This is a genomic window from Roseibium suaedae (genome assembly GCF_900142725.1).
In the GTDB taxonomy this organism is placed as follows: domain Bacteria; phylum Pseudomonadota; class Alphaproteobacteria; order Rhizobiales; family Stappiaceae; genus Roseibium; species Roseibium suaedae.
In genome coordinates, this window is sequence record NZ_FRBW01000001.1 from 1,189,033 (window position 1) to 1,212,127 (window position 23,095).

The 23,095-nt window shown below is 60.1% G+C and carries 28 protein-coding genes; 19 read left to right on the top strand and 9 right to left on the bottom strand.

Annotation, left to right across the window (positions count from 1 at the left end; genetic code table 11):
* Nucleotides 1-152 precede the first annotated feature (152 nt).
* Together BUA94_RS05335 and BUA94_RS05340 are read left to right on the top strand one after the other, a co-directional pair.
* Nucleotides 153-434 carry a PepSY domain-containing protein gene (locus BUA94_RS05335; protein WP_073009721.1) on the top strand — a complete coding sequence of 94 codons (282 nt, stop codon included), beginning with the start codon at nucleotides 153-155 and terminating at the stop codon, nucleotides 432-434.
* Nucleotides 434-1,036: a cytochrome b/b6 domain-containing protein gene (locus BUA94_RS05340; protein ID WP_139251012.1), complete on the top strand. Its 603-nt coding sequence runs from the start codon at nucleotides 434-436 to the stop codon at nucleotides 1,034-1,036. Before BUA94_RS05335 ends, BUA94_RS05340 begins: the two co-directional genes overlap by 1 nt.
* A gap of 70 nt (nucleotides 1,037-1,106) precedes the next feature.
* Here BUA94_RS05340 and msrB read toward each other — a convergent pair whose 3' ends face one another.
* Nucleotides 1,107-1,529: a peptide-methionine (R)-S-oxide reductase MsrB gene (gene msrB, locus BUA94_RS05345; RefSeq protein WP_073009724.1), complete on the bottom strand. Its 423-nt coding sequence runs from the start codon at nucleotides 1,527-1,529 to the stop codon at nucleotides 1,107-1,109.
* A 190-nt stretch (nucleotides 1,530-1,719) separates the two neighbouring features.
* Here msrB and BUA94_RS05350 point away from each other — a divergent pair, with 190 nt between their 5' ends.
* From BUA94_RS05350 to BUA94_RS05405, 12 genes are all read left to right on the top strand, one after another.
* Nucleotides 1,720-2,061, top strand: a complete 342-nt coding sequence (locus BUA94_RS05350; RefSeq protein ID WP_073009727.1) for an ArsR/SmtB family transcription factor — start codon at nucleotides 1,720-1,722, stop codon at nucleotides 2,059-2,061.
* A complete protein-coding gene (locus BUA94_RS05355; RefSeq protein ID WP_073009730.1) occupies nucleotides 2,058-2,948 on the top strand; it encodes an SRPBCC domain-containing protein in 891 nt (296 codons plus the stop codon). Before BUA94_RS05350 ends, BUA94_RS05355 begins: the two co-directional genes overlap by 4 nt.
* Before the next feature lie 1,176 nt (nucleotides 2,949-4,124).
* Nucleotides 4,125-6,509 carry a putative monovalent cation/H+ antiporter subunit A gene (locus BUA94_RS05360; protein ID WP_073009733.1) on the top strand — a complete coding sequence of 795 codons (2,385 nt, stop codon included), beginning with the start codon at nucleotides 4,125-4,127 and terminating at the stop codon, nucleotides 6,507-6,509.
* Nucleotides 6,509-6,928, top strand: coding sequence for a Na+/H+ antiporter subunit B (locus BUA94_RS05365; RefSeq protein WP_073009739.1), 420 nt, complete (start codon nucleotides 6,509-6,511; stop codon nucleotides 6,926-6,928). Before BUA94_RS05360 ends, BUA94_RS05365 begins: the two co-directional genes overlap by 1 nt.
* Nucleotides 6,928-7,305, top strand: coding sequence for a Na+/H+ antiporter subunit C (locus BUA94_RS05370; RefSeq protein WP_073009742.1), 378 nt, complete (start codon nucleotides 6,928-6,930; stop codon nucleotides 7,303-7,305). Before BUA94_RS05365 ends, BUA94_RS05370 begins: the two co-directional genes overlap by 1 nt.
* 5 nt (nucleotides 7,306-7,310) lie before the next feature.
* Complete coding sequence (locus tag BUA94_RS05375) at nucleotides 7,311-8,897, top strand: Na+/H+ antiporter subunit D (RefSeq protein ID WP_073009745.1); 1,587 nt, start codon at nucleotides 7,311-7,313, stop codon at nucleotides 8,895-8,897.
* A complete protein-coding gene (locus tag BUA94_RS05380; protein WP_073009748.1) occupies nucleotides 8,898-9,374 on the top strand; it encodes a Na+/H+ antiporter subunit E in 477 nt (158 codons plus the stop codon).
* Nucleotides 9,371-9,727: a cation:proton antiporter gene (locus tag BUA94_RS05385; RefSeq protein ID WP_073009751.1), complete on the top strand. Its 357-nt coding sequence runs from the start codon at nucleotides 9,371-9,373 to the stop codon at nucleotides 9,725-9,727. Before BUA94_RS05380 ends, BUA94_RS05385 begins: the two co-directional genes overlap by 4 nt.
* The gene (gene mnhG / locus BUA94_RS05390; protein ID WP_073009754.1) at nucleotides 9,724-10,068 is read left to right on the top strand and encodes a monovalent cation/H(+) antiporter subunit G; all 345 of its coding nucleotides are present in this window, start codon (nucleotides 9,724-9,726) and stop codon (nucleotides 10,066-10,068) included. The genes BUA94_RS05385 and mnhG overlap by 4 nt, the downstream gene beginning before the upstream one ends.
* Before the next feature lie 341 nt (nucleotides 10,069-10,409).
* Nucleotides 10,410-10,826, top strand: a complete 417-nt coding sequence (locus tag BUA94_RS05395; protein WP_073009757.1) for a Ros/MucR family transcriptional regulator — start codon at nucleotides 10,410-10,412, stop codon at nucleotides 10,824-10,826.
* Nucleotides 10,827-11,204: 378 nt separating this feature from the next.
* Nucleotides 11,205-11,618, top strand: coding sequence for a helix-turn-helix domain-containing protein (locus tag BUA94_RS05400; RefSeq protein ID WP_084081710.1), 414 nt, complete (start codon nucleotides 11,205-11,207; stop codon nucleotides 11,616-11,618).
* A complete protein-coding gene (locus BUA94_RS05405; RefSeq protein ID WP_084081711.1) occupies nucleotides 11,615-12,424 on the top strand; it encodes a DUF6456 domain-containing protein in 810 nt (269 codons plus the stop codon). The genes BUA94_RS05400 and BUA94_RS05405 overlap by 4 nt, the downstream gene beginning before the upstream one ends.
* A gap of 26 nt (nucleotides 12,425-12,450) precedes the next feature.
* Here the strand turns inward: BUA94_RS05405 and BUA94_RS05410 are convergent, their stop codons facing one another.
* Both BUA94_RS05410 and BUA94_RS05415 read right to left on the bottom strand, forming a co-directional pair.
* On the bottom strand, nucleotides 12,451-12,882 hold the full coding sequence (locus tag BUA94_RS05410; protein ID WP_073010991.1) for a SufE family protein: 432 nt from the start codon (nucleotides 12,880-12,882) through the stop codon (nucleotides 12,451-12,453).
* Nucleotides 12,883-13,284: 402 nt separating this feature from the next.
* Complete coding sequence (locus BUA94_RS05415; RefSeq protein WP_073009760.1) at nucleotides 13,285-13,782, bottom strand: DUF5330 domain-containing protein; 498 nt, start codon at nucleotides 13,780-13,782, stop codon at nucleotides 13,285-13,287.
* A gap of 331 nt (nucleotides 13,783-14,113) precedes the next feature.
* Here BUA94_RS05415 and BUA94_RS05420 point away from each other — a divergent pair, with 331 nt between their 5' ends.
* The 3 genes from BUA94_RS05420 to BUA94_RS05430 all read left to right on the top strand — a co-directional run bounded on the left by BUA94_RS05420 (nucleotide 14,114) and on the right by BUA94_RS05430 (nucleotide 17,277).
* Complete coding sequence (locus BUA94_RS05420; RefSeq protein WP_073009763.1) at nucleotides 14,114-15,931, top strand: sensor histidine kinase; 1,818 nt, start codon at nucleotides 14,114-14,116, stop codon at nucleotides 15,929-15,931.
* Between the two features lie 62 nt (nucleotides 15,932-15,993).
* Entirely contained in the window at nucleotides 15,994-16,794 is an 801-nt protein-coding gene (locus tag BUA94_RS05425) for a peptidoglycan-binding domain-containing protein (RefSeq protein ID WP_208979972.1), read from the top strand.
* Between the two features lie 96 nt (nucleotides 16,795-16,890).
* Complete coding sequence (locus tag BUA94_RS05430) at nucleotides 16,891-17,277, top strand: DUF1491 family protein (RefSeq protein ID WP_073009770.1); 387 nt, start codon at nucleotides 16,891-16,893, stop codon at nucleotides 17,275-17,277.
* 13 nt (nucleotides 17,278-17,290) lie between these two features.
* Here BUA94_RS05430 and BUA94_RS05435 read toward each other — a convergent pair whose 3' ends face one another.
* Nucleotides 17,291-18,622 (bottom strand): DUF2336 domain-containing protein, encoded by a 1,332-nt coding sequence (locus tag BUA94_RS05435; protein WP_084081712.1) that lies wholly within the window; start codon nucleotides 18,620-18,622, stop codon nucleotides 17,291-17,293.
* Between the two features lie 190 nt (nucleotides 18,623-18,812).
* On the opposite strand from BUA94_RS05435, the gene BUA94_RS05440 reads away from it, so the two are divergent.
* On the top strand, nucleotides 18,813-19,031 hold the full coding sequence (locus BUA94_RS05440; protein ID WP_073009777.1) for a hypothetical protein: 219 nt from the start codon (nucleotides 18,813-18,815) through the stop codon (nucleotides 19,029-19,031).
* Nucleotides 19,032-19,076: 45 nt separating this feature from the next.
* Complete coding sequence (locus BUA94_RS05445; RefSeq protein WP_073009780.1) at nucleotides 19,077-19,970, top strand: hypothetical protein; 894 nt, start codon at nucleotides 19,077-19,079, stop codon at nucleotides 19,968-19,970.
* A 6-nt stretch (nucleotides 19,971-19,976) separates the two neighbouring features.
* On the opposite strand, the gene BUA94_RS05450 is transcribed toward BUA94_RS05445, so the two are convergent.
* The 5 genes from BUA94_RS05450 to BUA94_RS05460 all read right to left on the bottom strand — a co-directional run bounded on the left by BUA94_RS05450 (nucleotide 19,977) and on the right by BUA94_RS05460 (nucleotide 23,050).
* A complete protein-coding gene (locus BUA94_RS05450; protein ID WP_073009783.1) occupies nucleotides 19,977-20,285 on the bottom strand; it encodes a DUF6966 domain-containing protein in 309 nt (102 codons plus the stop codon).
* Between the two features lie 39 nt (nucleotides 20,286-20,324).
* Nucleotides 20,325-20,654 carry a hypothetical protein gene (locus BUA94_RS05455; protein ID WP_073009786.1) on the bottom strand — a complete coding sequence of 110 codons (330 nt, stop codon included), beginning with the start codon at nucleotides 20,652-20,654 and terminating at the stop codon, nucleotides 20,325-20,327.
* Nucleotides 20,655-21,083: 429 nt separating this feature from the next.
* Complete coding sequence (locus BUA94_RS23250) at nucleotides 21,084-21,398, bottom strand: hypothetical protein (protein ID WP_139251013.1); 315 nt, start codon at nucleotides 21,396-21,398, stop codon at nucleotides 21,084-21,086.
* A gap of 454 nt (nucleotides 21,399-21,852) precedes the next feature.
* Nucleotides 21,853-22,245, bottom strand: a complete 393-nt coding sequence (locus BUA94_RS23255; RefSeq protein ID WP_139251014.1) for a hypothetical protein — start codon at nucleotides 22,243-22,245, stop codon at nucleotides 21,853-21,855.
* Nucleotides 22,246-22,507: 262 nt separating this feature from the next.
* Nucleotides 22,508-23,050, bottom strand: a complete 543-nt coding sequence (locus tag BUA94_RS05460) for a hypothetical protein (RefSeq protein WP_139251015.1) — start codon at nucleotides 23,048-23,050, stop codon at nucleotides 22,508-22,510.
* Nucleotides 23,051-23,095 lie beyond the last annotated feature (45 nt).

A 23,095-nucleotide genomic window follows, 5' to 3' on the forward strand; every position in this document is an offset into this window, starting at 1 on the left:
GATCCTTCTTACTACCGCGGACAAGCTGACAAAAGCCTGACAAAGGCCACAAGCGGGGTGTCAGGGCCAGTGTGCGAAACAGGTTTCGTCACCAACGAGCCCCGCTGCTGAAGACAAAGAAGCGGCAGGCTAATGATAAGGAAACTGGAACCATGAAGAAGCTGATTGCCGCCACCGCCCTTGCCCTTTCCCTCGCAGCAGCAGGCACCGCTTTTGCCTCCGGCAAGGATTTCAAGATCGACGCTCCGCGCGACCAGTGGATGACCACCGATGCCATCAAGGCCAAGTTCACCGCCGAAGGCTATGATGTGCGCAAAGTGAAGGAAGAAGACGGCGTCTATGAAGTTTATGCCATCGATGCCAAGGGCGCCAAGGTTGAGCAGCTTGTTCATCCGGTGACCGGCGAAATCCTCAGCTCCGACAAGGACGACTGATGACCAGCGCTCCGGAAATGTCTCCGGCGGGCGGCGGGATGCCGCTGGCCGGGGCAGACGGGACCGTCTCCCCGGCACCTGCCGGGGGCATGGTCCGGGTGTGGGATCCGCTGGTGCGGATCTTCCACTGGTCGCTGGTTGCCCTTGTTGCCATCGCCTGGCTGACCGGGGACGAAATCCAGAAAGTGCATGAGCCGGTTGGCTATGTGATTGTCGGTCTCCTTGCCTTCCGCCTGGTCTGGGGTGTGATCGGCAGCCGTTTCGCCCGGTTCACGAGCTTTGTGCGTGGCCCCGGCACCACCCTTGGCTATCTGCGCGATATCGCCAGCCGCCGGGCAAGCCGGCATCTCGGTCACAATCCGGCCGGGGCTGCCATGATCGTCGCGCTGATCCTGGTCCTGTCAGGGACGGCACTTACCGGCTACCTGCAGACGACCGATGCCTTCTGGGGTGTCGACTGGGTCTCAGGACTGCATGAGGTGCTGGCGAACCTGGTTCTCGTTCTTGTCGGGCTACATGTACTGGGCGTCCTCGTCGCCAGCCTGGAGCATGGCGAGGATCTGGTGAAGTCCATGATTACCGGTCTAAAACGCCCCCTTTGACCGGAAGTCTTCACCAGACAAGGGCCGGAGACACACCCTCCGGCCCTTTTGCTGTTCTTGAAACGGGATGTTACCGCTCGTCCAGCGGCACGAAGGCCATGGCGTGGCCGTTCAGGCAGTAGCGCAGGCCCGTGGGCGGCGGGCCGTCCGGGAAGACGTGGCCCAGATGGGCCTCACACTTGGAACAGCGGATTTCCGTGCGCACCATGCCGTGGGAGCGGTCCTCGATCTCGGTGATCGCGTCAGGGGTTACTGCCTTGAAGAAACTCGGCCAGCCGCAACCGGCATCGAATTTGGTGTCGGACAGAAAGAGCGGTTGATCGCAGCACACGCAATCATAGCGGCCCGGCTCGAAGGAATTCCAGTAGGGGCCGGTGAAGGGCCGTTCCGTGCCGTGCTGGCGGGTGATGTAGAACTGCTCCGCCGTCAACTGGTCGCGCCAGTCGTCCAGGCTCTTGATCAGTTTGCCGTCCTTTGCCGCAGCATCAACCATGGCGGGCTCCTCATGTCAGTGAAACTCTGGCACCACAGATAGGCCGGGGCTCCCGCTTGAGCAAGAGAGCACGCGCTCTGCGGGGCATCACGCTTTGGAGCGGAGGACGTGACGAAGACGGGAGGTAGAAACTTAGCAATCTGTCTAAGTTTTTCTTGTTTCTTCCGGCAGCCTCTGAATAGTTTGTCACATGGCTAAGCATGATCCTGACCTTTCGCTGCTCTTTCACGCGCTTTCCGATCCGACCCGGCGGGCGATCCTGACCCGGCTGGCCGGGGGGGCGGCGCCCGTTGGTGAACTTGCAGAGCCGACCGGCCTGCGTCTGCCCACGGTCATGCGCCATCTGGCCGTGCTGGAGGAGGCGGGGCTGATCACGTCGGCCAAGGATGGCCGGATCAGGACCTGCGCGATCGTGCCCGAGGCGATGGCCCCCGTGCGCAACTGGCTGGATGAGCAGCGGCAGATCTGGGAGGCGCGGCTGGACCGGCTGGATGCCTTGGTAATGACCCTGATGGAGGACAAGGAAAAATGACGAAGGACCCGGCAGAAACCCGGTTTGCGACCCTGACATTCGAGCGGAAGATCGCCGCGCCCGTGAGCGTTCTCTGGCAGGCCTGCACGGCCCCCGCAGCCCGGGCCCTTTGGGCCTCTCCAGACCCTTCCGTGACCGTGGAGATCCTTGAGGCAGATACAAGGGTTGGCGGCCGGGAGGTTTCCCTGTGCAAGGTCGAGGGGGAGCCGGACATCCGCTGCGAAAACGGCTGGCTGTTCCTTGCCGAGGGCGAGCGCAGCATCAATTACGAGGTGATCTCCTGCGAAGGGCAGACCTTGTCCGCAGCTCTGGTGACGGCGGCATTTGCGAAAAGCGGATCCGGAAGCCAGCTGACGCTGACCGTTCAGCTCTCGGCGCTGGGCGAGGGAATGGAAGAGGGGTACCGGCAGGGCTTTGGCTCCGGGCTCGACAATCTGTCGGGTGTTGCCACGCGCACCATGGTGCTGCAGCGGGAGATCAAGGCGCCGCGCTCCCTGGTTTGGGCTGCGTGGATGAACCCGGAAACCCTGCCCAAATGGTGGGGACCGGACGGATTTTCCTGCCGCACCTCCCGGATCGATCTGCGCTCCGGCGGCGAATGGGTTTTCGACATGATCGCGCCGGACGGCAGGGTTTTCCCGAACCATCATCTCTACCACGACATCGTGCCGGAAGAACGGTTCGGCTACACGCTGCTTTGGGGCGAGAACGGACCGAAACACGCCGATGCCTGGGCTTCCTTCGAGGACAGGAACGGCGCAACCCGCGTCACGCTCGCCATCGTCTTCACAACGGAAGCCGAGTTCCAGACCGCCAAGGGCTTCGGTGCAGAAGCTCTGGGCCAGCAGACCCTGGGCAAACTGGAGAAAGTGGTTTTGGAGGGCTGACACCCCTCACCCGCCGCTGCGCGCCGACCTCTCCCAGGCTTGGGAGAGGGGGCGGTGAGGGTTTTCGCGGGGAGGGGAAAAGCTGTCCGAAGAGTCGGAAATAGGCACTGTCTCACGCCTTGCCGCAGCCTGCTCCCTCTCCCTTCAGGGAGAGGGTTGGGGTGAGGGCGCGCGCTCAGATCTTCCCCCGGTCATCCCCGGCTCGACCGGGGATCCACTCGCCCTTCCGGCTGCACCTGGGGGCTTTGCTTTGCTCCATCCTGCGATCCGCATCTTCCCTTTGGCCAGTCCCGTGAAGTGGATTGGATCCCGCATCGAGCGCGGGATGACCGCGTTGTGAGCCCGTGCCTCGCTCTCTTCCGCAGGGCAGAGATTTGCCTCATCAGCCTCTCCTCTTTCGTCATTGCAGCACTCGATGCTGCAATCCACTCCGTGACCTCTCCATATAGAAATGCCCCGGTTTGCCGGAAGGTCACGGCATGGGGTCAAGCCATGGCAGGACGGAGGGGAGGGGATTTCCGGCACAACGCGTTGAGAGACAGGCACAGCCTGCCAACCCTCACCCGCCGCTTCGCGTCGACCTCTCCCAGGCTTGGGAGAGGTAGTGGAGAGGTTTTCCGCGGGGAGGGGAAAAGCTGTCCGAAGAGTCGGAAATAGGCACTGCCTTGCTCCTTGCCGCAGCCTGCTCCCTCTCCCTTCAGGGAGAGGGTTGGGGTGAGGGAGTGCGTCCTGGCATTTCGGGTCTTATCCCCCTGCGCCCTTTTGACCCACTCTTGCCGCAGTTCGGCCATCTGACAGTATTTCCCTGTCACTCCCCAAGAAGAAAACGCGCGGAAAGCCGGGATCAAGGAACTCCTTCTGCCTGATTGTGCAGTGCGGGTGCGGGGCTGCGGGTGGGGAAGGGGGAATGACTCACGGACTATTGAAAAGCCGGGCCTCAGCTCCCAAGTGGGGCGGGGAGGGGCGCAATATTGTGCAGTTTTTCCAAGTCTAGTGGCTCATCAATAGTGGCGGGAGGCCTCTTTTCCTTGTTTTTTCTGGCTCCGAAACTGTTTCCTAACGCTTGCGTGCCATCAAGGTGCAAACTATGACAAGTGCCGTTAGCTGGTTGGCGCAGGGGCGCCGATTCCACCCGCCGTCCGTCCAGTCCCTTCCGGAAAAAGTGACAGAGCCCGCATGACGACTGCTGCGATAGACACCACCATCCTGGCCATCCTGGCGCCTTTCGCCGCCGCGGCCGTCGCGCCCATTGCCACCAAGGTGCTCAAGCACAATGCAGCCTGGCTGCTGGCACTGGTGCCTGCCTTCATCTTCTTCCATTTCGCAGGCTTCGTTGCCGCCGTGTCCGAAGGCCAGACCTTCGTGATCTCGCGCGAATGGGCGCCGAGCTACGGCATCAATCTGTCCTTTTTCGTGGACGGCTTGTCGACGCTGTTTGCCTTGCTGATTTCCGGCATCGGCACTTTCATCATTCTTTATGCGGGCGGCTATCTGAAGGGACATCCGCAACAGGGACGCTTCTTCTCGTTCCTGTTCCTGTTCATGGGCGCCATGATGGGCCTCGTGACCGGCAACAACCTGATCACGCTCTTCATTTTCTGGGAACTGACCTCGATCACGTCCTTCCTGCTGATCGGCTTCGATCACCTCAGGGCTGCCTCGCGCCGGGCGGCGCTGCAGGCGCTGGTGGTCACCGGCGGCGGCGGGCTGGCGCTTTTGGCCGGCTTCGTGCTGATCATCGGCGTGACCAAGGAAATCGAGATGTCGGTTCTGCTGCAGAACCCGGACATCATCAAGAACAGCGGCTGGTATCTGCCGATCTTCCTGCTGGTTCTCGGCGGTGCCTTCACCAAGTCGGCCCAGTTCCCGTTCCATTTCTGGCTGCCCAACGCCATGGAAGCGCCGACGCCCGTGTCCGCGTTCCTGCATTCGGCCACCATGGTCAAGGCCGGCGTCTACCTCCTGATGCGCATGCATCCGCTTCTGGGAGATACAGCGCTCTGGACCACCGTCCTGCCGCTCTTCGGCGGCGTGACGCTGCTGGTCGGAACCCTGCTGGCGGTGCGCCAGACCGATCTGAAGCTGATGCTCGCCTACACCACTGTTGCCTCCCTCGGCCTTCTGGTCATGCTGGTGGGCACCAGCGTCGAAAAGGCGCTGGAAGGGGCGGTGCTCTATCTTCTGGCCCACTCCCTGTTCAAGGGCGCGCTGTTCATGGTCGCCGGTACGGTGGACCACGAGGCCGGAACCCGCGACATCACCCGCCTCGGCGGGCTGAAAGGCGCCATGCCGGTCACCTTCACGGCGGCCTGCCTTGCGGCCTTCTCCATGTGCGGCTTCTTCCCCTTCATCGGCTTCATCGCCAAGGAAGTGCTTTATGAAGGCACGCTGGAGGCCGGGTCCGGCGCCCTGCTGATCACCGCCACCGCGGTTCTCGGCAATGCCCTGATGCTGGTGATTGCGGCAGCTGTAGCCATCAAGCCGTTCCTCGGGGCCAAGGTGGAAACACCCAAGCATGCCCATGAAGGACCGGTGATGCTCTTTGCCGGCCCGGTGGTCCTGTCCCTCACCGGTCTGGTGGCGGCGGTTATGACCCATGCGACCGGCACGCTGTTCATCGGTCCGATGCTGTCCTCGATCACGGGCCAGCCGGCCGAGACCGAACTGCATCTGATCCCGGCCCATATTGCCGCGCCGCTGTTTGTGTCCCTTGGCACCTTCGCGCTCGGCATTCTTCTCTATTTCCAGCTGAACCGTCTGCGCGACCTGATCAGCGGCATCCTGACGGCCATCGGCTGGGGCCCGGACAAGGGCTTCGACCAGTTCGTGGCCGGTCTCGTCTCGCTCTCCAACGGGGTGACCCGTTTCGTGCAGGGCGGCAAGATGCAGACCTACATGACGCTGACCTTCGTTGCGACCGCCGTCGCCGTGCTGCTGCCGCGTTATGTGACGGGCGGCTGGCCGGAGGTTCCGGCAATGCCGGACTACACCTTCTATGAGTGGGGCATCCTGTTCATCGCGGCAATCGGTCTGGTTGCCGTGCTGGTCGCCAAGACCCGCCTGACGGCCATTGTGTCGCTCGGCATCCAGGGCTTTGCCGTGGCACTGATCTTCATGCTCTTCGGTGCACCGGACCTGAGCTTCACCCAGTTCATGGTGGAAACCCTGTCTGTGGTGATCCTGGCTCTGGTCATGACCCGCCTGAACCTGAATCCGCGGGATCACCGGCCCTTCGGCGCCTCGGTCATCTCCGCAATCATCGCCGCCGGTGTCGGCATCGGCATGGGTCTGACCCTGATGGCCGTGACCCAGCAGCCTTTCGACAGCCGGTTGTCGGACTTCTTCGCCGAGTTCTCGCGCACGGTGGCCCATGGCCGCAACATCGTGAACGTGATCATCGTCGACTTCCGCGGCTTTGATACGCTGGGTGAAATCTCGGTGGTGGTTCTGACCGGCCTTTGCGTGCTGGCGCTGATCCGCGTCCGCACCAAACCGGAGGACCGCTTGACCCCGAGAGCCGGTACCGAAGCCCGCAACAAGAAGCTGGAGGCACGCCGCTGATGCGCACGATCATCTTCCGCACCGTCGCGCCCTATCTGACCGCCCTGATGGTTCTGTTCTCGATCTTCGTGCTCCTGCGCGGGCACAACGAGCCGGGCGGCGGGTTCATCGGCGGGCTGATCGCGGCTTCCGCGCTGGCCATCTACGGCATCGCCTGCGGCGTTGCCCCGGTGCGCCGCGCCATCGTGTTCCACCCGATGAGCATTTCAGCCTTCGGACTGTTCCTGTCGGCACTGGCGGGCCTGCCGTCCCTGCTGCTGCACCAGTCCTACATGACCAGCCAGTGGATCTCGTTCCCGTTCTTCGACGTAGAGGTGGACCTGTCCACCCCGATGGTCTTTGACATCGGTGTCTATCTCGTCGTGGTGGGCGCGATTGCCTCCATCGCACTGGCTCTGGAAGAAAGGGAGAGCGACTGATGGAAACCGGTCTTTCGGTCCTGATCGGCCTGTTCTTCGCCGTATCCGTCTATCTGATGCTGTCGCGGCAGCTCGTGCGCATCCTGCTGGGCATCGCGATCCTGGGCAATGCGGTCAACCTCCTGATCTTCACGTCGGGCCGGCTGACCCGTGAGGTGCCGCCCCTGATCCCGGAGGATTCCTATCACCTGCTGGTCGAGACCGCGAACCCGCTGCCCCAGGCTCTGGTTCTGACGGCCATCGTGATTTCCTTCTCCTTCTTCGCCTTCCTCCTGGTGCTGGCCTTCCGGGCCTATCAGGAGCTGGGAACGGATGACGCCAATGAAATGCGCGTCGCCGAACCCGTCGACGAACCTGCTCCCCCGCAAGGATACTGACCACCATGGCCGGTGTTTCTCTCAATCCCGAACTTGTGGCCCAGTCCATGAACACCACGCCTGTCACCCTGGGTGACTGGGTGGTGATCGCGCCGTCGATCCTGACGATCCTTGGCGGCACCCTGTGTCTGATGACCCGCAAGAATATGAGCCTGCAGCCGAAGATCGGCATCGGGTTCCTCGCGCTTCTCGTTCTGGCCAATGTGGCTCTGCTTGCCCGGGTGATCGACCGGGGCGTCCTGACCATGGTCATGGGCAACTGGCTGCCGCCCTTCGGCATTGCCTTCACGGTGGATGCGCTGGGGGCAGGGCTGTCTCTGGTGGCCTCCATCGTTGCCTTCTGCACGGGTCTTTATGCCTCAGTCTCCGTGGATGGCACGGGGCGGCGCTACGGCTTCTATCCGTTCCTGCTGCTGATGATGACCGGTGTGTCGGGCGCGTTCCTGACCGGCGATATCTTCAACCTCTATGTCTGGTTCGAAGTTCTGCTGATTTCCTCCTACGGCCTCCTGGTGCTTGGCAATGACCGCGCCCAGCTCGACGGCACGGTGAAATACGGCATCCTGAACCTGCTCGGCACGAACCTGTTCCTGGTCGCCACCGCTCTGCTCTATGGCCTGTTCGGCACGCTGAACATGGCGGACCTGTCCCAGAAGGTCTCTGCCATCAGCGCCGATCAGGCGGGCATGCTGTCGACCATTGCAGCGCTCTACTTCCTGGCTTTCGCCATGAAGGCTGCTGCGTTCCCGGTCAATTTCTGGCTCCCGGCCTCCTATCACACGCCGAATATCGTGGTCTCCGCGCTGTTCGCAGGCCTTTTGACCAAGGTCGGCGTCTATGCGTTGATCCGCGTCTTCGTGCTGATCATGCCGGCTGCCCGTTCCGATCTGGGCGACCTGATTGCCCTGGTGGCGATCGCCACCATGCTGACCGGGGCCATGGGCGCCCTGTCCCAGGGCGAAGTGCGGCGCAGCCTCGGTTACATGATCATCTCCGGCATCGGCTCCATGCTCGGCGGTATTGCCGTCGGCTCCACGCTGGCCATTTCCGGCGCGATCTTCTACGCCGCGCATTCCATCATCGTGATGACTGCGCTCTACATGGCCGCCGGTATTCTGCGCCTGATGGGCGGTTCCTACCGTCTGCGGGATCTTGGCGGGCTTTATGCGGCCAGCCCGGCCTTTGCGGCGATCTTCCTGATCCTCGGCTTCGCCGTCTCCGGCCTGCCGCCGTTCTCGGGCTTCTGGCCGAAGATCATGCTGCTGGACGCCATGCTCAGCTCTGGCCGGGTCTGGGTCGCAACGGCGCTGCTCGTGTCCAGCTTCCTGACCACCATCGCCATCGGCCGCATCTGGATCTATTCCTTCTGGCGCGGCGGTCCTGAAGGCACGGCCGATGGCACGGCCATCGCCCTGATGCCGACGGACAAGGCCCTGTCCTCGCCGGCCCTCTGGGTGTCGCTCGGCATCCTGACGGCGCTGGTGATCTACATCGGCCTGCAGCCGGAGTGGATGCTCCAGCTGGTCAGCCGCGGTGCAAGCGGCGTCGTGGAGCCCATGGGCTATCTGCGCTCAGTCTTTGGAGGAGCCTAAATGTCCGGCTTGTTCCTGATCAACATTCTGATGGCCCTGTCCTGGGCCGCGGTGACCGGCAGCTTCTCCGTCGTCAATCTGGCGTTCGGCTTTGCCCTGTCCCTGGCCGCCCTGTTCCTGATCCGCGAGCAGGTTGGAACGACTGCGTCCTTCCAGCGCGCGGGCAAGGTCGTCAGCCTCGCCATTCTCTTCGTCTACGAACTGGTCCTGTCGGCCTGGCGCGTGGCACGCATCGTGATCCGTCCGAAGATCGAACTGCAGCCGGGCATCATCGCCTATCCGCTGACGGTTACCGGTGACTTTGAAATCACCCTGCTTGCCAACCTGATCACCCTGACGCCGGGCACCTTGTCCGTTGATGTTTCCGAAGACCGCAAGACGCTCTTCGTCCACTGCATCGACGTTCCGGATCCGCAAGGAACGATCGATGACATCAAGAACGGTTTTGAACGCAAGATCCTGGAGGTGTTCCGATGACAGCCTTTGAGGCCTTCGCCGGCACATTCCTGACCGCCTGTGTTCACATTTCCCTGGCGATCCTGACGATTTCCTTCGTGCTGATCGTCATCCGCACGATCAAGGGGCCGACGCTTCCGGACCGGATCGTGGCTCTGGACATGCTTGTGGCTGTCGGGATCGGCTTCATCGCCGCAATCGGCGTTTTGACCCACTATTACCTGTATCTCGACATCGCGATCACGCTGGGCCTGGTCGGCTTCCTGGCCACCGTCGCCTTTGCCCGCTTCGTGTTGAACCGGGGACTGGCGGGAGACAAGACGATCCTTCAGGAAGTCAAGGAAAGCATCGAACGCAGAAAGGCCGGACAATGAGCGCAGTCTTCGACATCATCGTGGGTCTGATGCTGATTATCGGCGCCCTGTTCTCTCTGGTTGCTTCCGTTGGGGTTCTGCGCCTCAAGGACGTCTACATGCGCATGCATGCAGCGTCCAAGGCCGGAACGCTCGGCTCCGGCGTCATGCTGCTCGCGCTGGCCGTCTATGCCGGTGAACTCAGCGTCGTGACCCGCGCCATCGCAGGCGTGGTGTTCTTCCTGCTGACAGCGCCGATTTCCGCCCATCTTCTGGCAAAGGCCGCCTATGCGGTTGGCTACCGTCCCTGCGCGGACACCAAGATCGACGAGCTGAAAGCCGCGATGCGCCCCAAAAACTGATGGGACAAAACTTGCCTACAGGGCAGAAGTTCCTGTAGGCCTTGCCATGTTTTGAACGATTTTCGCCACAATTACTGATGAATTCATTGATCTGAATTCTGCTTGAAAGCGAGAGCTTTTAGAGTTTCTAGCGGAAACAAAGATAACAGAAACGAATTCTTTGTTTTTAGGGGTTGTCGCCCGTTTCGCTCAGGGATATAAGTTCGCCATCGTTTCCGTTAAGTAGAATCGCTTTCCATTCGTGAGCGCCTAAGTAAACCTGACTGTGCTCCGGGTCCTTGAAGCCACTCTTCTCTCTTGATGGGAAAATATTTCAAAAATGGCTACAGAACGGGTGAAAAATGACTGATAGTCCGGTAGATGCAAACCTTATTGATCTGACAGCAGATATCGTTTCCGCTTATGTCAGCAACAACACCGTGGCATCTTCTGATCTGCCGAACCTGATCAACGAGGTCTATGGCGCCCTGCAGCGGACTTCCGGTACCGTTGTCGAGCCGGAGCCGGAGCCCCTGAAGCCTGCCGTTCCGGTCAAGAAGTCTGTCATGCCGGACTACATCATCTGTCTGGAAGACGGCAAGAAGTTCAAGTCGCTGAAGCGTCACCTGCGTACGCACTACGACATGACCCCGGAAGAGTACCGCGAAAAGTGGGACCTGGGTCCGGATTACCCGATGGTTGCCCCGAACTACGCTGCGGCGCGTTCGGAACTGGCAAAGAAGATGGGTCTCGGCCAGCAGCGCAAGCGCTCCCGCTAAGATCTTTCTCGGCGGCGGACCCATTCGCCGCGGAAAAGACATCAGAAAGCCGTCCGGGAAACCGGGCGGCTTTTTCCGTTTCCGCAGAGTGTCAAATGAGGCAGGTGTCAGGTTTTCCGCAGCGGCGAAAACTTGTCCCTCACCAGGCGCTCCGCCCCTGGGCAGGAGGGGGGAGCCAATCAGCGTTTGCTCTCTTGAAAAACAATCGCGATTTCAAACCCTTGACCGGCGCAGCCAGATGACCTTGGCCATGGCCAAAAAGCTTCATTTTAAGGTTGTTACTAAACTTATCCCTAACCATGAATTGCAGCGTTACACTTGTAGGAAAATAAGCCTAGCCGGGAAACGGCAGGGTTCCCGCGGAAGTGGAGGGGTGCAATGGCAGGCGTGCGGCCTCGTGAAGCGCGACAGGTGGCTGGGGTCTTTGAGCAGAAGTCATTCATCTGGCTGATCCGGCGGAACCGGATCCAGGCCCATCTGCATCTTGCGGAAGGCTATGTCGCCCGGGCCTTTTGTATTCTGCCGGCGGATCTCTACCGCGACACCCGCGGCAAGGTGCATGTCTCCGATGCCCGGCAACTGGTCATGTATATCGCCCATGTTGTCCTGGAACTCTCCTGTTCGGAGGTCGCCCGCCGTTATGGCCGGGACCGGTCGACCGTGGCCCATGCCTGCCGGACGGTCGAGGAACGCCGCGAAGACCCGGCCTTCGATCTGCTCGTCAAATCCATCGAGGATCGGGTGACGCTGGAAGACGATCCGGCGCTCGGACATTTGGGAGGATTGCTGTGAAGAAGACCAAGCTCGACGCATCTGAGACCATGAAGCAGCCGGATGTGCTGCGCCTTCTGAAAGCGCTGGCCGCCCCTGGGGCAGAGATCCGACGCGACAGCGCGACGGGTGAGGTTCAGCTCTGTAGCCCCCGGCGGGAACCGCAGGCCGTCCAAGAACCGCTGCTGAGGTCGTTGCTGGCAAGAGGGCTTGTGGGAGAAGAGGCTGATGCGGGCTTCTCGATTACGGGGGAGGGGCGGCTTGCCTTGCGCCGCTTGCTGAGCGGCGGCTCCTGTCAGGATCAGCACAGGGAGATTGTTCAGGAGCCGCGTCCAGCGCCGGATGGTGAGGGGGACATCATGGCCGGGATCAACCTGACCGAAAGCCCGCTCGCATGGCTGGCCAAGCGCCGGGACCGGAGCGGCAAATCCCTTCTGGACCGGGCGCAGGTAGAAGCCGGGGAACGTCTGCGGGCCGACTACAGTTTCGCCCGTCTCATGCCAAGCCTTGCCGGTGGCTGGCGGGTGGAAGCGCCACTCGGTCAAAGAGGCGCAGGTAACGCGGGAGCAGACATGACCGACGACGTTCTGGCAGCGCGCAAACGGGTGGAACGGGTGCTGAATTCCCTGCAGCCGGTGCTGGCCGGGCTTCTCATCGACGTCTGCTGTCATCTCAAGGGGCTGGAAGCCGTCGAAGCAGAGCGCGGCTGGCCAGCCCGTTCCGCCAAGGTCGTCCTGCAGATTGCCCTGGATGGTCTGGCAGACCGCTATGGCTACAGGATCACGGCATCCGACCGCTCAAGCCGTATTCGTGCCGAGCGTCACTGAGTTTCAGGCAGGGGAAAGGGCGGTGCTCAGGCTGCGGCCAGGGCGCGTTCGGCGTCGGTGCGGATGCGGCCGACCATGGACTTCAGGCCGTTGGAGCGCTGCGGGGTCAGGTGTTCCTTGAGGCCGAGGCGGGTGAAGAGGGCATCCACATCGGTTTCCAGGATTTCATCCGCCGTCTTGCCGGAATAGAGCGCAAGGACAATCGCCACCAGTCCCTGAACGATCAGGGCGTCGCTGTCGCCGCGGAAGTTGAGAACCGGCTTGCCGCTGGCGTTCTGGTTCGTTTCCGTAACCAGCCAGACCTGCGAAACGCAGCCGCGTACCTTGTTGGTCTCGCTTTTTTCGTCTTCCGGCAGCCCCGGCAGTTCCTTGCCGAGGTCGATCAGATACTTGTACCGGTCTTCCCAATCGTCGAGGAAGTCGAAGCTTTCGAGGATGTCGTCCAGAGAAGTGGTCATGATCTGCGGCAGGCCTTGCATGCGAGCGGAGAAATGGGCGCTTCTGCAAGCTGCATGCGCCAAGTCAGTGCCTGATATAGACCCAGAGACGGCGTCTGAAAACCGAAAGGCCGGAAAAACCCGGGAAAGTTTTTGCGCCGTCTTTCAGGTTTGCGCCTGTCCTTCAGGGCGGCTTCTTCTATCGGACAGCGCAACAGGCCCACGAAGACGGCACTGAAAAGACGCCGCAGATGGGATGGGCAGCATACCATCTGCGGCGTGCGGCAAGATCCGCTTCAGTGATGCCGTCAATACCGTTGCAGCGCGGACCCTGGGGTCCTTGCCGGTCCGGCAGGCGGGGGGCGCAAACAACCGTTTTCGAGAGGAGCGCCTGCTGCTCCCTAAAACGGCCCCTCTAGGCTTTTAGCCCGCGCGAGGGTTGGGCCGGGGCAGCGGCCCAATCGGGGTTTCCGGACGGATTGTCGAGGTCTTGGCAGCCTTCCAGGGCAGGGCGAGGTCCTGTTCGGTCAGGGTGCCGCCTGCCTGGGGCGCGGCTTCCTTGACATCATGAACCTCGACCACCTGATCCGGGATGGAGCCGGTGACAAGTCCGGGTTGATCGGTGAAGCCCGGGCCTGTTCCGGACTTTTCGTCGGCCACTTGCGTGTCCAGATATTCATAGACGATGCGGGCGCCGTCACGGGCGCGGGCACCGATGGCAGAAATTGCTTCGCTGCCGGTTTCGCAGGCCGCTGGATTGCGTCCGCAGAAACCGCTCAGATCCGACACGGCAGCCTGCGCCGCAAAATAGGCGGCCACCGGATCGATCGATTTTGTTTCGCTGTCGCTTCCCCCCGATCCAATCGGGATCAACGCTAGTACCAGCGTCAGCCAGAACGCGGTCCTCAAGAGAAAGAACATGATGCTACCCTTAGAGTTCAGACTTTCGGTTGCGAAGTCCGCCGCCCCGGCGTCTCCGCTTTTCGTTATGAGGCCACACTAGCACCCACATCCGAAAGCCGGGTTGCATCCAATCGTGGGATTTTCATCAAATGAAACAGGTATTTGAGCCAATTTTTAGACGAATTTGATTCAAATTTTACCGATCTGCCGGCAAGCCCCTGAGAGGACTGTTTTTTCGCTCTTAAGCGGCGGCAATTTCCCATCCTTTATCGTTCCTTAAGTGGTCGGCAGCAAAAATGTTTCCACTAAATGGTTCTGTTGCCCGCGTTTTTGGGCCTGGTAGAGTAGCGTGCGTAACCACATCTCGACGTTTTCGGGGCTGACCGATTCTCTGGCCGCCTGGCTTGAGGCCTGGGTGCATCCGGCTGTTGCCGATGACCCGATTGCCCTGCCGCGCCATCGTTCGTTTCTGGCCGGATGCCTGGCGTCGGGATCGCTCGCGCTTCTGGTTCTGCCGCTGTATCTCGCGTTTTTCGGTGCCACGAACCTGCCGGCAGCGCTCGCCCTTGCCTGGATGCTCGCGCAGCTTCCTCTGGCGCTTTATCTCAGCCAGACCGGCGATCTGGAGCGGGCCCATGCAGGCTCTGCTGCGCTTTTTGCAAGTTTCCTGACCGGGATCTGCCTGCTGACTGGCGGCATCCAGTCTTTTGCCCTGATCTGGCTGACCATTGTTCCGCTGGAAGCCGCGCTGTCCGGCTCGCGCAAGGTGATCATCGGAGCCACAGTCGGATGTGCCGCGATCGCCCTGGCGCTGGTTTTCGTTCCTTCCGCAGATGCTGCCTATGCGGTTGCCGGTGGCAGCGGATTGATGATCTCCACCATCGCGGCCTGTCTCTACATGAGCATTCTGGCCTACCGTGTGGCGGTGGATCAGGCGCGCTCGCGCAAGCTTCTGGAAGAGACAGCGGCCCGCCAGCGCCTGTTCAATGGAACGATCGCCAGCGTGACCTGCACCCTGTCCGACGATGGCACGACCGACGTGATCGGCGGCTCCCTGGAAAAGCTGCTGGGGCTCAGTCCGCGCGCGGCCCGGGGCGACTGGCTGTTCCAGCGTCTGCATGTGATGGATCGTCCGCTTTATCTGACAGGCCTGTCGGATGTGCGTGAAGACGGCGTGACGCGCCGGGTCGAACTGCGCCTGCGTCATGGGGCTGCCCAGCCGGGCGAGGCAGGTCTGGCCGATTATGTCTGGACTGCCTTGACCATTCGCCCGGCAAACAGTCAGGGCATGGGAGATGGCATGGCCGAAGGGACCTTGTGCCTGACGCTCGAGGACATCACCACAAGCCGCGCCCGTGACGAGGAACTGCAGACGGCTTTCCGCGATGCGCAGGAAGCAAGTCTGGAAAAGACCCGCTTCATTGCCAGCGCCAGCCACGAATTGCGCACGCCGCTCAACGCCATCATCGGCTTCTCCAACATGCTGCGCACTGCGCCGGCCGAAGGCACGACCGGCCCGGTCGGCCGGGAATATGCCGACCTCATTCATCGCTCCAGCCTGCATCTCCTGCAGGTGGTGGATGAGATCCTCGACAGCTCGCGCCTGGAGACCGGATCGGTCAAGCTCGCCATCGAGCCGGTGGATCTTGGGGATCTGGTTGGAAGCTGCGCGGCCATGCTGACGCCTGAGGCTGAGGCAAAGGGCGTTTGCCTGGTTCTGCCGGCGCTTTCCGGCCTGCCAGCCCTTGCCGCGGACAAGCGGGCCATGCGGCAGATCCTGATCAATCTGGTCAGCAACGGCATCAAGTTTTCGCCCGAGGGCGGCAAGGTTGTGCTCGGCATCCGCCGGGACGGCGCCGAAGTGGTGGTCAGCGTCTGCGATGAGGGTGAGGGCATTGCCCGCGACCAGATCCAGCGCATTGGCCAGCCTTTTGCCCGCCTGCAGGCAGGCGGCGGCACCAGTACGCCGGGCTGTGGTCTGGGACTGTCCATCGTCAAGGGACTTGTGGCCCTTCATGGCGGACGACTGAAGGTGGAAAGCCGTCAGGGCAAGGGCACCCTTGCTGAGGTCTATCTTCCGGCCGCGAGCCGGAAGGCGGCTACCCCTGGACAAACATTGAACGAACAGGCCGGAGACAATCCGGCAGAAAATCGCAAAAGCGCATAACGGAGGCGCGGTGCATGGGCCGGAAACGGCGGCAGGAACAAGTGCGGGAGCCGGAAGGCTTGATGTCGCGGGCTGGCAGCCTGGCGCGGGATAATCCTGTGGCAGCTGGCGGGGCTGCGGTCATGGCCCTGACCGGGTGCCTGATCGTGGCCAATGCGGTGGGCTTGCAGACGGGGCGTCATCCTGCCCCGCTCTATGCCACCCGTGAGCGCCCGGTGATTGTCGAGCCCCAGGACCGGACGTCTGTCGAGGCGCCTGAAGTCTCCAGTCTGGTGCTCGAACTGCAAAATGCCCTGCGCCGTGTCGGTATCTATGAAGGTCCGCTGGACGGGATCAACGGTCCTGCGACAGAGCGCGCCATCCGCCACTATGAACGCCTTCAGGGCAAGCCGGAGACCGGCGAGCCAAGCGAAGGGCTGCTGGCGCTGATCGTGCTGCAGGGAACGGTGCCTGCTCCCATTGCCGGCGGACCGGTTCCCGTACCCAAGCCAACGGACGCAGACACCTATGAGCCGCCCGCCCGGGTGACTTCGACCACGGTGCCTGCACCAACACCCGCACAAGTGTCGTCAGTGCCAGCACCTGTTTCCTCGCCTGGGTCTCATGTGACTGCGGATGCAGGTCCGGTGCCTCCGGCACCTGTGCTCAATGTGGCTCCGGAAAACCGGCGCCTGGCCAAGATCCAGGAGCTGTTGTCGGATCTCGGCTACGGCCCCTTGCGTGCCGATGGCATGATGGGCGAAAACACCTCCAGCGCCATCCGGCGCTTCGAACTGGACCGGGGCCTGCCGATCACCGGCACGCCGTCCGAGGCGGTCGTCTCCCGCCTGGAAATGGTCAGCGGCGCCACCATTCCGCAATAATGGGGCTTCAAGCTCTCGTGTGATGAGCCGCCGGTAGGGCGCCAGCGGGTCTTGACCGGACCGGCTGCCAGGCCCCTGCTGCTCAGGAGACCAGCAATGCGCGTGACTTCGGATTTCTTCGTTTCAGCTTTCGTGCGCAAGGCCTTTGCCACTGGCGGCTTTGCGTCCGTCTCGCGCAAGGGCGCGGCAGAGGCCGGGGCGATCTTCATTTCCGTTGACCGGATGGACGGCACGCTGGACCTTTACGGCCCGGCACCGCAAGCCATGTTCATGGACCAGCCTCAGGGGCGCCTGTTTGAAAAGGTGCTCTCTTGTGTCGATCAGGAGGCAGTGACGGCACGGCTGACCCGCGAGGCGCGGATGGATCCGGATTACTGGCTGGTGGAAGTGGAAGCCCGGGACGGAACTGTCGATCTTCCGCTTGCCGAAGACGAGGCCACGCCCCCAAGCGGCGAGGACCCCAACGCGTTCTTCAAGTTTTGAATGGGCCTGCCGGTCAGCCGATCCGCAGCAGGCGTTCGATGTCGTCGAGATCCTGCCAGATCGTGTCGCGGGTAACCGGCTGGGTGCCACGGGCCCGCCGGGTTTCCTGGTACTGCCCCTGATGCCGGGCCTGCCGCTGGTCAGTCTCCCGTTCAGGAGCCTGTTCCGGACGCTGTGTGATGACAGGAGCGGCGGCTTGTACTGGTGCTGCCGCTGGTCTGCCCGGATTTTCCTCGGCAAGCCACTGGTTGATCAGGGCAAGAGCCGCGCCTTCGCTCAAGCTGTCATAGAGCGCGCTCAGGCCGCGGATTTCAGGCAGCGGCAAGTGGGCGCCAAGCAGGCGGATGAACATGCGGTCAGCGCTGGCCTGAGGGATGCCGAGGCTCTTCAGGCAGACGGCAAGGGCTTCGCCGCTGTCACCGTTGACCATGGCAAGGCTCGTGGCGGCGGAAAGACCGGTTGCCTCGGACAGGCTTTGCGAAAAAGCATCTAGCGAGCCGCTGAGTGCGGATCTTTCCAGACCAATGAGGGTCTCTGCTGGCGTTCCGGGGCGCGAAGGCTTGCGTCCGCCATTGCGGGCAAGCGCGACAAGGGCTGCCAGCTCGGCGGAGGCGAGGGCCTCCATGCGCAGCTCCGAGGACAGCGACAGGAAGCTGCCCATCATCTGCCGGGACGAGAGAACGCCGCGTGCGGCGAGCTGGGTGCCGATGGCAGGCAGGATCTCGTGGCGGGTGCACAGGAGGTGGACGGTTTCCTCGTCCAGAATGAAGTCCGGATGCTGCAGCAGCTCGCGCACGGCATCGACACCGCCATGCTCGGCGATGGCGTCCAGAACCTCCAATTCCACACCCGGACGGGTGAGAATGGCACGGCGCAGGCTGTCCGGACCGCGGACCGCCTGCCTGAGCAAGGTTTCGTGGTCCACATGGAGGGCGTTGCGCAGCACCGGATAGGCGGTGGTGGCATCTTCGTCTGCAGCCAGCCGCGCCAGCACGTCCTGGGGCGCGTCCGGGTGCCGGATCAGCTGAAACGCGATCTGGCGCCGGTCTTCGATGCTGACAAGGTCCAGCGAACTGACCGCAAGTTCCCGGTAGAGAGCCTTTTCATGCGGGTCATGGCTCTGGCGGCTGACATAGAGATCGGTCGCGCTGCGCAGCACATCCCCCAAGGCGGAGTGATCAACATGGGGCTGCGTGGAGCGGTCGGCTGAAGAATGCGCGAAGCGGTCAATGGGCGGATGAGCGGAACCGGCCGCCGGTGGAGCGGCAGACGGGGTTCCTGCCGCAGGGGCGGGGGCACATTTCCCGAAGGGGCGCCGGGGAGCCGGCGGACTGGAAAAACTCATCTGGGTCGAGGCTCTCGCTTAAAACGCAAAACAAACAGCAGAGCAGGCGTTTGAGCGCCTAATGCATAAAATAGGGCGCAAACCGTTAGCATCCTGTTAACCCTGAAGGCGCCTAATCGATTTCAGGAAGTATTGCGTCACCCGTTGGACTGAAACCGCCTCTGGCGGTGAATTCTGGAAGGAGGAGACGATGGGCACCTTGCTGGACTTCGCATCCGCGCCACGGCCCCTTGCTCGTGTGAAATCGCGCCTGAACACTGCCGGATCGGACAAGGACCGGGCCAAAGGAGAGGTTGTCCTCTTCCCCGGTGTCCGTTACGAGCACCAGAGTCTTGATCTTGCCGCACGAATCGCGACCATCGGTCAGATGGCCGGCACGCGCGCGGGAGAGCATCAGGATCCCTTCTGATCCGCCCGCTCCGGTGAAGAAACGTTCTTGCATCGGAGATGCCCCATGGGGCTCGGCAGACAGACAGAATTGCGCGGCCAGGGTGACCGCGCCCGTGGCAGGATGAAGGCCGGTGCGCCTTTGCGCGCACGGCTGTTGATGGCCCTGCCACTTGCCGCGCTCACGGTCCTTCCCATGGCGTTGGCCGCCTGCAGCCGTCCGACCGGTGATTTCGACCGGGCCCGGCCGAGCGTGCTGCATGACAAGGTCATGATGCAGACCGGCGAACTGGCCGCCCGCTACCGGGGCGATCCGGTCTCCAAGTTCAACTACACCGACGACGAGAACCTGCTGCGCGATCGCGGCTGGGGCTTCATCCGTCCGCCCTGGACCAAAGACTGGATCGGTGGAACCGTCGCCGAAATGGCCCGCACCCGGAACATTCCGGAGGCGGAAGGGCGTGTTCCGCCGGACCTCTATTACATCTTCCTGCGCTCGGACAAGTTCCGCTCGTCCAACGCCCGCTATGACCGGCTGGCCGCGGATGCAAAGGGCGATGCGGAGCTGGTCCGGCCATTCTGCGAAGTGGCGGTGCGGGTGAGGGCGGCCGATGACGAGCGCCTGCGCGCGCTGGGCAGCCGTCAGGTCGTCACCAAGGAGACCTATGACGGGGCGAAGGCCCGCGTCTATGAAAACCGGGTGATGACCGCCTGGGTCGCCCAGGCCATCGGCTACCGTATCAAGGCCTATCAACGGGCCCTGGACGGGCTGGAGATCGAGACGCCGACCGGCGACCGCATGTTCCAGACCAGTCAGGCTGTGCGGACACTGGAAGCCGAAGCCCAGATCCTGCCCGAGGGCTGTGCCCTGCCATCAGACGCCGCCACCGGCCCCGCCGCCGCCCGCAAGTCCCGCATCTACACCGGCTGGGGCCTGGAACGGCCAGCACCGGTGAAGTGACAGCTCTTATTGTTCTGTGACAGTGTTGGAGCGAGCAGCCAGGTAAATGGCGCTTCTCAGTGTAAGCAAATCGCCGTTGCGCGCGCCTTCGTCTTCAGGAGCCACCTTGTGCCCGTTCAATTGAGACAGGGTTAAGTCGGAGAACGAGCCCATGCCTCCGTACCACTGCAGGATTTCCCGTTTGCCTGCAGCCGTGTTGCGGGCAAGCAGTTCCTGAGCGCTCTGAAGTTTGTGAGACCAGAATGTCTCGCCGGCTGAATCTAGCAGGATCTGGCAACGCTTGAGAAGTTTCAGCAATGGTTCGTCGATCAGCATAACCCTGCCTTGTCCGGTGAATGCATGTTGGGTCTGTTGTCAGCTCGAATGCTCGTTGATGTCAGTCAGCCTTGTCTTGAGCCAGGGAGCGCCTCGTTCAGGTCTTTCTGCCTGCCAATTGTCCTCAAGATCCAGAATCTCATGAAGGGAATCGTCCCTCGCGGTCAAGTATCCGAACCCGACCACCTTTAAGCTGCCTGGATCATCATCGAGGACTTCTCCGCACAGAAACATCCTGCTGCCTTCTTCACGGGCAACAAGTTTGATGTCGCACTGATATTCAAAGACGCATTTGCAAATATTAGCTTTTTGATTTTGCTTGATGAAGGTGTGGAACTCGAAAAGCACTTGGGCTGACGGTCGCATCATCCACTGGGGATGCTTAATTCCTCCCGGAAGGCAAATGTCCATGTTGAATACGAAGTTGGCGGAAATGTTCGACTGCGTCGGGATCGAATTCCCTCAAGTCGTCCCATATCTTGGCTTCTGCCAGCGGCCGCCACATGAGGACCAATGGTGCCGAGGCATAATCAGGAGAAAACAGGATAAAGTCATCGATCTGCCCATCTAGAATCTGACACTCGCTTTCATAGGTTTCCCGAATTATTTCATCCTTGCCCAAAGCGGAAAAAAGCACAGGAAGGTCATCCCTTCCTGGCACAGGAGGCCCGCGGAATCATGCGATTGAATAAACTCTCACCGGCTCCGGCGACCATTTGACCAGTATTTTCACTTTTCATGCCTCTGTGAAATGCCGTTGAGAGACGTGCTCCGCGTGAATATTTTTATGAATGGGAATCAAAAAACAGCGCTTTTTGCATATATCCGATAAGCTCTTGTGATGTTAGTTCTGCTTGAAAAATTTGTCCACTCGATCAAAAGGAAGACGTGGTCTTCATTGATCTCAAATTCCAGCAGTTCGGAACTTTCTTCTTCACAGGTCAGATCCTCAGCAGGTTGTGAATCAATTTCGATCCTATCTACTCCGTGGATGACAATTACTTTACGGCGTTTGGGGAGGTCGCAGAAATCGACGTCCAATCGAATGAGGACATCACTGCCGTCGCGTCTAAGTTCAAGAACACTTGCTTCATGGAAACCATATATGTCCACTCTGATTTCTCCGTCTTCGGGGGAGTCATGTCTGAATGACATCTATGAAGGGAGCGTATGTCGATGGGGATAATTGGCGATCTGGATAAGCAAAAAGAACAGGCTGGGTGCGGCTTCTTTTGAAGAAGATGGTGAGTGTGCAATCATCACCATCTGAAGGTTGCGGAAATATAAGATGCACCAATTTTGCGGGTTGAGCGGCTAGGCTTCAGACCCGTGAAATGCCTGAGGTCACAGCCTCCGCAATAAGACGTCTTCAGCGCTGTTTCGATCTCGCCGAACTGGAACTTGCCCGGCATGAAGACGGGCTGGGTAGCGTTTTTCCTGATTTAAGGATTGGACGATCACGAGCCCTTGTCGGATTTATTCCTACTTCCTTCGTGTCGCTTAATTCCGTCAATGGATTTTGACCCGAGTATCTGTCATTTGTCTTCTAATTATATCGTCTGAAATTTCAAATAATGCTCCTAAACTCACATCCGTAATCCATTTCCTCTTCAATTTTTTCTGGAACCTCAATTGTTGTTGGGGTCCTCACGAGTTCTCTCCCGTACTTTACAAGTCCTGTACTTTCGGATCTATAGACGTCTCTTATGTAAATATTTTCACCTTTGCATTTCATAGGGATGAAGCAATATATATTTTCTTCTTTTTTTGAACAAAGGTATCCAACATTTTCTTGTATTTTTTTATTTGAACGCTGATATTCAGTATTCATGGTAGATAAACTTCTTTTAAGAGCGTAAATTATATCAGGGTAATTATCTTCATGATTTTCTGATCTGAATTGTACTAAATTCATGGCTATGGATATTATTAATAATAGAAAAATTATTAATTTGCCCATTTCGCGTCCTCTTGGGGTTCGGATCCAAAAAAAATGCCTGAGGTCACAATCCCTCGCAATAAGATGCCCTCAGCGTGGTTTTGATCTCGCCGGACTGGGATTTGCAGGGCACGAAGGCGCGCAGGAGGGCGAAGCCGTTCATGGGGCGGTTTCGATGACGATCAACTCGTCCAGGTCTGCCTATCGATCTTGTCTGATTTACTTTGTAATCTTCTCCGCCATAAAGGATTGGGTTGTATTCATTCTCTGAGGCTATTTCTTCTTAGTCCATCGTATCAATGAAACTCTTGATGCCATAAAGTCTATCTGGAGAATAATCTTCAGATTTTACGACAAAAACATATGCGTACTTAAATCCATCCAAATATCTGTGGGCAATAATGTCAGAGAAATAAGGTGTTAATTTTCCTTTAAATGTGTTGTAAATGCTCATGTCTTCGCTGAGGCCTCTACGTGTTTCTGTTATTGTTAATTGTAGTTCTTCTGGGAGGGCCGAGAAACAATCGTTTTTTTGCTTTTCTTCTTGTCCAACCGCGAGGTACACGAGGGGAAATTTTATTTCTGCCTCGAAGTTTTCAAAAACCAATTCCGCATCAGAGTTTAGATTCAGATTTGACTTGAATTTATTCCCATAAGAGTCTCCCGCCTCTGAGCAGAAAAGGAAACTCTCACCCGCCAGCGCATTGAGGTTTGATAGAAGTAGATAAATAACGAAAACGAATAAAATTGAGACGTTGTTCGTGAAATCAAGAATTACTTTCTTGATAAGAAAGCGAGATGCCATATTTCGTCCAATTAAATTCATTCTATATCTCCTGGGAAAAAAAAACGGTCAGCCTCTGCTGCGTTC

Excerpts from the sequence above, each read along its gene's own strand:
- mnhG (WP_073009754.1), top strand. The coding sequence starts at position 9,724 with ATGAGCGCAGTCTTCGACATCATCGTGGGTCTGATGCTGATTATCGGC.
- BUA94_RS05395 (WP_073009757.1), top strand. The coding sequence starts at position 10,410 with ATGACTGATAGTCCGGTAGATGCAAACCTTATTGATCTGACAGCAGAT.
- BUA94_RS05385 (WP_073009751.1), top strand. The coding sequence starts at position 9,371 with ATGACAGCCTTTGAGGCCTTCGCCGGCACATTCCTGACCGCCTGTGTT.
- BUA94_RS05350 (WP_073009727.1), top strand. The coding sequence starts at position 1,720 with ATGGCTAAGCATGATCCTGACCTTTCGCTGCTCTTTCACGCGCTTTCC.
- BUA94_RS05360 (WP_073009733.1), top strand. The coding sequence starts at position 4,125 with ATGACGACTGCTGCGATAGACACCACCATCCTGGCCATCCTGGCGCCT.
- BUA94_RS05340 (WP_139251012.1), top strand. The coding sequence starts at position 434 with ATGACCAGCGCTCCGGAAATGTCTCCGGCGGGCGGCGGGATGCCGCTG.
- BUA94_RS05400 (WP_084081710.1), top strand. The coding sequence starts at position 11,205 with ATGGCAGGCGTGCGGCCTCGTGAAGCGCGACAGGTGGCTGGGGTCTTT.
- BUA94_RS05410 (WP_073010991.1), bottom strand. The coding sequence starts at position 12,882 with ATGACCACTTCTCTGGACGACATCCTCGAAAGCTTCGACTTCCTCGAC.
- msrB (WP_073009724.1), bottom strand. The coding sequence starts at position 1,529 with ATGGTTGATGCTGCGGCAAAGGACGGCAAACTGATCAAGAGCCTGGAC.
- BUA94_RS05355 (WP_073009730.1), top strand. The coding sequence starts at position 2,058 with ATGACGAAGGACCCGGCAGAAACCCGGTTTGCGACCCTGACATTCGAG.
- BUA94_RS23255 (WP_139251014.1), bottom strand. The coding sequence starts at position 22,245 with ATGGGCAAATTAATAATTTTTCTATTATTAATAATATCCATAGCCATG.
- BUA94_RS05425 (WP_208979972.1), top strand. The coding sequence starts at position 15,994 with ATGTCGCGGGCTGGCAGCCTGGCGCGGGATAATCCTGTGGCAGCTGGC.
- BUA94_RS05430 (WP_073009770.1), top strand. The coding sequence starts at position 16,891 with ATGCGCGTGACTTCGGATTTCTTCGTTTCAGCTTTCGTGCGCAAGGCC.
- BUA94_RS05460 (WP_139251015.1), bottom strand. The coding sequence starts at position 23,050 with ATGAATTTAATTGGACGAAATATGGCATCTCGCTTTCTTATCAAGAAA.
- BUA94_RS05415 (WP_073009760.1), bottom strand. The coding sequence starts at position 13,782 with ATGTTCTTTCTCTTGAGGACCGCGTTCTGGCTGACGCTGGTACTAGCG.
- BUA94_RS05450 (WP_073009783.1), bottom strand. The coding sequence starts at position 20,285 with ATGCTGATCGACGAACCATTGCTGAAACTTCTCAAGCGTTGCCAGATC.
- BUA94_RS05380 (WP_073009748.1), top strand. The coding sequence starts at position 8,898 with ATGTCCGGCTTGTTCCTGATCAACATTCTGATGGCCCTGTCCTGGGCC.
- BUA94_RS05440 (WP_073009777.1), top strand. The coding sequence starts at position 18,813 with ATGGGCACCTTGCTGGACTTCGCATCCGCGCCACGGCCCCTTGCTCGT.
- BUA94_RS05375 (WP_073009745.1), top strand. The coding sequence starts at position 7,311 with ATGGCCGGTGTTTCTCTCAATCCCGAACTTGTGGCCCAGTCCATGAAC.
- BUA94_RS05435 (WP_084081712.1), bottom strand. The coding sequence starts at position 18,622 with ATGAGTTTTTCCAGTCCGCCGGCTCCCCGGCGCCCCTTCGGGAAATGT.
- BUA94_RS05365 (WP_073009739.1), top strand. The coding sequence starts at position 6,509 with ATGCGCACGATCATCTTCCGCACCGTCGCGCCCTATCTGACCGCCCTG.
- BUA94_RS05370 (WP_073009742.1), top strand. The coding sequence starts at position 6,928 with ATGGAAACCGGTCTTTCGGTCCTGATCGGCCTGTTCTTCGCCGTATCC.
- BUA94_RS05335 (WP_073009721.1), top strand. The coding sequence starts at position 153 with ATGAAGAAGCTGATTGCCGCCACCGCCCTTGCCCTTTCCCTCGCAGCA.
- BUA94_RS05445 (WP_073009780.1), top strand. The coding sequence starts at position 19,077 with ATGGGGCTCGGCAGACAGACAGAATTGCGCGGCCAGGGTGACCGCGCC.
- BUA94_RS05455 (WP_073009786.1), bottom strand. The coding sequence starts at position 20,654 with ATGATGCGACCGTCAGCCCAAGTGCTTTTCGAGTTCCACACCTTCATC.